Source organism: bacterium (assembly GCA_031082185.1).
Classification (GTDB): Bacteria; Sysuimicrobiota; Sysuimicrobiia; order Sysuimicrobiales; family Humicultoraceae; genus VGFA01.
Map to the genome: position 1 here is coordinate 144,396 of JAVHLI010000006.1, position 5,345 is coordinate 149,740.

The following is a 5,345-nucleotide window of genomic DNA, read 5'->3' on the forward strand; positions in this document are numbered from 1 at the left end:
ACCCGCGTTCGACTGGCCTTCAGCAGCGCCCAGCACGATCCGGGCACGGAGAGCCACCTTCTGGGGGGAGTTGCGACCACGCACCAGGGCCTCCAGCAGGGCACGATCTTGCGGCGAAACAGGCAAGGCATTGGCTGGTTTCCACATAGTACTGACAACATAGCACGAATCCGCCGTCCATGTATAGTTATTTATGACGCACTACACTAGCTGCCGGAGTGAGATAGCCGGTGATCTTGATGCCACCGACCGGACACTCGCCGCGGAGCATGGCCCACTCTTCGCATTGCCTGTTATCTGCAAACATCCACACGCCGTATTCGCCGCCATCGCCGCGCTTCTTAATGGCCGGTGTGCCTCCTTGCTTAGCACAGTTATCCGAAGCAGGATTGGCAATCTGTCCTGCCAGCTTCTGCGTGGAGGTGGGCTGCGGCCTCGTTGTGGGAGCGCAGCCAACCAGTGCCGCGACAATGCACGAAGCTAACACCAACTCTAGAACTCGGGGCATGTGAGGATACCTCACTGGGCGCCCTGTCTGGTTGACGCGTTGGTTAGGTGCGTTGCCGTCGAAAGCGCCGATATGTGCCCACCAACGGAACAGAGAACGCCGCCAGCATCACGGTGTTCAGGATGGCGTTCTGCCAGAAACCAGACCACAGCGAGAACCCCGTGTCGGCTACGAACCAAGCGACGAGGGATGCGGCGATCATGTCCCAAGCGAGCGCATCCATCCGACGGAACGGACCGTAGAGCACGAAGAGCAGCAGAACAGCCCACCCAATCATAACCGCCCCCAGAACCCCGCCCATGAAGGCGGCGTAGGCGGCCGCATCCGGTTCGAGGGGCGAGAGCGCACGAGGCGAGAAGTAGAGCGACTCGAACGCACGCTGCATCGGGCCGGGGAGCAGTATGAGGGACAAGCCGAACGCAAGGACAGTGACCGCCGCGACCACCAGCCAGCGCCACCAGAAGGCCGTTTCGCGGTCCATGTCCCCCTCCAATCGCACCTAACGACCAAACTCAGGCGCCCGCCGGAGCTCCAGCGGAGGCGGGTCGGCTGCAGCGGGGGTTAGCCTGCTGTTGACTCATTTCAATCAAAATATACCAAACGACTGGTGGACATTGCCTCAGGGTTATCAATAGCAACCGCGGATTTCGTCACAGGCGTCCACGGCCGCAGATTAAGAGCCTCTAGAACGGGATTTCCTTTGTCGACCCACACCATGAGCAAGCTCGCCTTCTCTCGCCATCTCCACCGAATGGTCTCAAATAGATACTTTGCTGCTTGCATACCACCTGGAGCAAGCCATATCTTGCTCAACACCAATTCCTTAGCGATCCCATCAGAGGGCACCATTCGGAGAAAGGTGTTCAGAACGTAAAGTGCGCTCGGCATCTGACGAACATGAAGTGTTCTCAATCGATAAAGCTCAGACACCCCTGCACCAGCATGAATAGCACCCTCTGAATCAGTGACTACGAGGTAATGACGAAAGGGAGTGTCGAATGGAGTACTTGCGTACCAAGACGCCAGACTATCGGCGGTCTCGGGCTCATAGAAGTTGAAATCCCGGTAGAAGGAGTTCAATTGATCTGCCACCCGACCAAATTCGCCTGGCCCGATTGGATGAACCATAAATCTCGGAGTCGGTGTGGGGGGATTGGCCCGCGTCTTCGTCGGCACTATGACAATTCGGTCGCTGATGAATTGCTTCAGATACTTCCCGACCGTTCGTACAGAGCCAACGTTCCCCTGCTGTATCAAGGCCCAGATCACGCCTTCATCACCAAGGCGATTGCGCGAATGATCGACAAGCCATCCAACCAACGCGGAACCTACCCCCTGCCCGCGCAAACCTGGATGCACTACAAGGCTGTTGAGCAGAGCGTATGGCCGCAAACGACCCTCAAACTGACATTGCCCGAATCGGGTCAAACAAGCACCAACGAGACCATCATAATCGGGGCTCTCTGCTGCAACGCCGACGAAGTCGCCTTGCATTGCTCTGAGGGCCTCAAAAGCATCGATCTCGAAGTGGGAGGCGGTGCTGATTCGGCCAGTATCTGGGCTATCGTCCATCAACTTCCCCAATGCTTGACTGTCTTGCGGATATAGCTGACGCAAAGAGAACTGCGCTTTCATATCGACTAATGACCTCCATCAAAACGCTGCCAGGTCTTGGCCGAGTGATAGAACACTCGAAGGGACAATCGGTCCACCGGCAGGCTAAAGTCCCGGTTCAGGCGCGCGCGGCTTCATGCGCGTCGCCTGGAACCGGCTGTTAGGCACATTCCTACGGGCGGCCATACCATTGAAGTTTGACGCCCTTCGTCGCAAGCAGATCGTCCATCTTCGCCGTGAGGGCTCGAAAATCACTTCTCGACCCCATAGCGCGAAACTGCGCGACTAATGCCCGACGATCAGGCTCGGCGACGTGGGGCGCTGAAATGGCAAGATTTCGTTGAAAAACGCGCCATACGAGAACCGCTTCGTTTGCAATTTGAAAGCCTGAGCAAAGAAGACCGAACATCAGAAGAGACAACAGGAAGCCGCAGATCGCAAGAATTCGCAACCGCCACAGAAGTTTCCCGCGGATTTGCTCGCGTGATCCTGATCTCACGATACCTCGATACCATCCGTCTGCCTTTGACGAAAACCAGGGCATGAAGAATCCCATAGTCAGCATCCATGCCCCGACAAACAACGGTATCAGCGTCAACAGTATCAACAGAAGTAAGCCTGGTACCGGTGTTGGGTCTAGGGCGGCGGAGGTAAAAACAGCCGCATCAGCTTGTTGAGAAACTCGCGTGATGAACGACCCCACCTGCTGCAGTCCAGGTCGAAACAGGGTTTCCCAGATACCGCCACCGATTGCACCCAGTAGTAACGTCCCGAGAATTCCTAGGGTCCACCTCTTACTTAGACGCGCAAAGGATGACGCTTCACTTTCGACGGATTCTTTATTGTTGTCAACCATATATCCCCCATATCCCCCTACCGTCCTTCTAGATGCCTAACTCGTGTTTAGACCGACCAGCATAACCCCCCGCCTCTGTCAGCCTAACAAGACGGAGGCCGGAATCCCATCGCCCCCCTTCGCCCGCTCTGCCTGGATTCCTGCCATCCGGCGCCTCCCCCTACCAGGCGTCATGCTGCCTGGCCGGTCAGTCTAACATCCCAGGGGGTCAATCCCTGGCTACCCCTGCCTGCCTCAAGGCTGCATCCCGTCAATCGGGCTTCTGACCCCCTTCCCGCCGCGGTTCAGCACATGGGTATAGATCATCGTCGTCTTCACGTCCTTGTGCCCGAGCAACTCCTGGACCGTCCGGATGTCGTATCCGTCTTCCAGGAGGTGCGTGGCGAACGAATGACGGAACGTGTGGCACGAGGCCGGCTTGGTCAGCCCCGCCCGGCGCACCGCCTCCTTCACGGTCCGCTGGACGACCGACTCGTGCAGATGGTGCCTGTGGCGCACTCCGGTGTGGGAGTCGGCGCAGTGCGCAGACGCAGGGAAGACCCACTGCCACGCCCACTGGCGATCGGCGCCGGGGTACTTCCGGGTGAGGGCGTCAGGCAGCGGGACCCGGCCCAGGCCGCGCGCCAGGTCCTTCTCGTGCTGGGAGCGCACCTTCTCAAGGTGCGCCTGCAGCGGCGCCTTCGCGGTTACCGGCAGCATGGTCACCCGGTCCTTGCCGCCTTTGCCGTCGCGGATGGTGATCTCGTTGCGCTGGAAATCGAGGTCCTTGACCCTCAAGCGCAGGCACTCCAGCAGGCGCAGCCCGGAGCCGTACAACAGCGCGCATACCAGGCGCGGGATCCCGTCGAGGCCGCCCAACACCGCCCTGACCTCATCGCGGACCAGCACAACCGGCACGCGTCGAGGGCGCCTTGCCCGCACGACTCCTTCGACCCGGCCCAACGGACGATGCAGCACGCTATCGTATAGAAACAGCAGGGCCGCCAGGGCCTGGTTCTGCGTGGCGGCGGCCACGCGCCCGCTGACAGCCAGGTGGGTCAGGAACTCGTTAACCTCCCGCTCGCCCATCTCACCGGGGTCGCGACTTCCATGGAACTCAACGAACCGCTTGATCCAGGCCGCGTAGGCCTGTTCGGTCCTCTGGCTGTAGTGGCGGGCGCGGAGGTCCTGGCGAACCCGATCCAGGAGCCCGGACGGCCCAGGCAAGGGGTGAGGAACCGTCGGGTTAACCGGGGTGTCCTGCTCATGGCGACGATCTGGAGGCCGAAGCGTTGGGTCCACGTCAACAGAACCGCCTGCAAACAGCGCCAGCAGGCGCGCGAGGACGCCGTCCGTCCGGGACACCACCCAATACTTCCCCTCAGGATGCCAGCGGCGGCCGGGGATCGTCTTGATCTTGGCGACGTCTTCGGGGCTGAAGGGAAGGCGCACGACGAGCATGCCCGCCTCGCCGGGCTCGATCCGAATCGCACCCCGAGCCGCCCTACCTGCCGCGATAGACGACACCCTGATGCGTGATGTGGCAACTGCTCCGCGAATCGGGCCGCGGAGCGCCAATGCCGCCCCATCCACGCAGTCACCGTCCTTCAAGAACCCCATCGGCCGCGACGAGCGGCCTTTCAGGGGTACCGCCGACAGTGTCCATGCGCATCCGGGAAATCAAGAAGCCCGCTCCGATTGGAGCGGGCTTCCCCCCTGACAACCTCATAGTGGCAAGGAGTACCGCCGGTACCTGTCACAGAGACCGCGCCCCGTGACAGGCCCATTTCTCCCTAGAAAGGAGGTGATCCAGCCGCACGTTCCCGTACGGCTACCTTGTTACGACTTCACCCCAGTCACCAACCCCACCTTCGACGCCTCCCTCCCTTGCGGGTTAGGCCAGCGGCTTCGGGTGGAACCAGCTTCCATGGTGTGACGGGCGGTGTGTACAAGGCCCGGGAACGTATTCACCGCAGTGTGGCTGACCTGCGGTTACTAGCGATTCCGGCTTCACGCAGGCGAGTTGCAGCCTGCGATCCGAACTGAGACCGGGTTTGGGGATTAGCGCCTCCTCGCGGAGTGGCAACCTTCTGTCCCGGCCATTGTAGCATGTGTGTAGCCCAGGGCATAAGGGGCATGAGGACTTGACGTCATCCCCACCTTCCTCCGGCTCGTCGCCGGCAGTCTCCTTAGAGTGCCCGGCCAGACCGATGGCAACTAAAGATAAGGGTTGCGCTCGTTGCGGGACTTAACCCAACACCTCACGGCACGAGCTGACGACAACCATGCACCACCTGTGCCGGCCCCCGATTTTACGGGTCCCTTCCCTTTCAGGTCGGTACTTCCGGCATGTCAATCCCTGGTAAGGTTCTTCGCTTTGCATCGAAT

General features: G+C 60.2%; 5 protein-coding genes and 1 rRNA gene. All 6 read right to left on the reverse strand.

The window, feature by feature from the left end; translation table 11 throughout:
• Window positions 1–187: 187 nt before the first annotated feature.
• Window positions 188–508 (reverse strand): DUF333 domain-containing protein, encoded by a 321-nt coding sequence (locus RDU83_07910; protein MDQ7840937.1) that lies wholly within the window; start codon window positions 506–508, stop codon window positions 188–190.
• A gap of 43 nt (window positions 509–551) precedes the next feature.
• Window positions 552–989, reverse strand: a complete 438-nt coding sequence (locus RDU83_07915; GenBank protein ID MDQ7840938.1) for a hypothetical protein — start codon at window positions 987–989, stop codon at window positions 552–554.
• Window positions 990–1,090: 101 nt separating this feature from the next.
• Window positions 1,091–2,143, reverse strand: coding sequence for a GNAT family N-acetyltransferase (locus RDU83_07920; GenBank protein MDQ7840939.1), 1,053 nt, complete (start codon window positions 2,141–2,143; stop codon window positions 1,091–1,093).
• Between the two features lie 151 nt (window positions 2,144–2,294).
• Window positions 2,295–2,978 carry a hypothetical protein gene (locus RDU83_07925; protein ID MDQ7840940.1) on the reverse strand — a complete coding sequence of 228 codons (684 nt, stop codon included), beginning with the start codon at window positions 2,976–2,978 and terminating at the stop codon, window positions 2,295–2,297.
• A gap of 234 nt (window positions 2,979–3,212) precedes the next feature.
• On the reverse strand, window positions 3,213–4,550 hold the full coding sequence (locus RDU83_07930) for an integron integrase (GenBank protein MDQ7840941.1): 1,338 nt from the start codon (window positions 4,548–4,550) through the stop codon (window positions 3,213–3,215).
• A gap of 204 nt (window positions 4,551–4,754) precedes the next feature.
• A 16S ribosomal RNA gene (locus tag RDU83_07935) occupies window positions 4,755–5,345 on the reverse strand; the annotation flags it as partial.

Excerpts from the sequence above, each read along its gene's own strand:
- RDU83_07915 (MDQ7840938.1), bottom strand. The coding sequence starts at position 989 with ATGGACCGCGAAACGGCCTTCTGGTGGCGCTGGCTGGTGGTCGCGGCG.
- RDU83_07925 (MDQ7840940.1), bottom strand. The coding sequence starts at position 2,978 with ATGGTTGACAACAATAAAGAATCCGTCGAAAGTGAAGCGTCATCCTTT.
- RDU83_07920 (MDQ7840939.1), bottom strand. The coding sequence starts at position 2,143 with ATGAAAGCGCAGTTCTCTTTGCGTCAGCTATATCCGCAAGACAGTCAA.
- RDU83_07910 (MDQ7840937.1), bottom strand. The coding sequence starts at position 508 with ATGCCCCGAGTTCTAGAGTTGGTGTTAGCTTCGTGCATTGTCGCGGCA.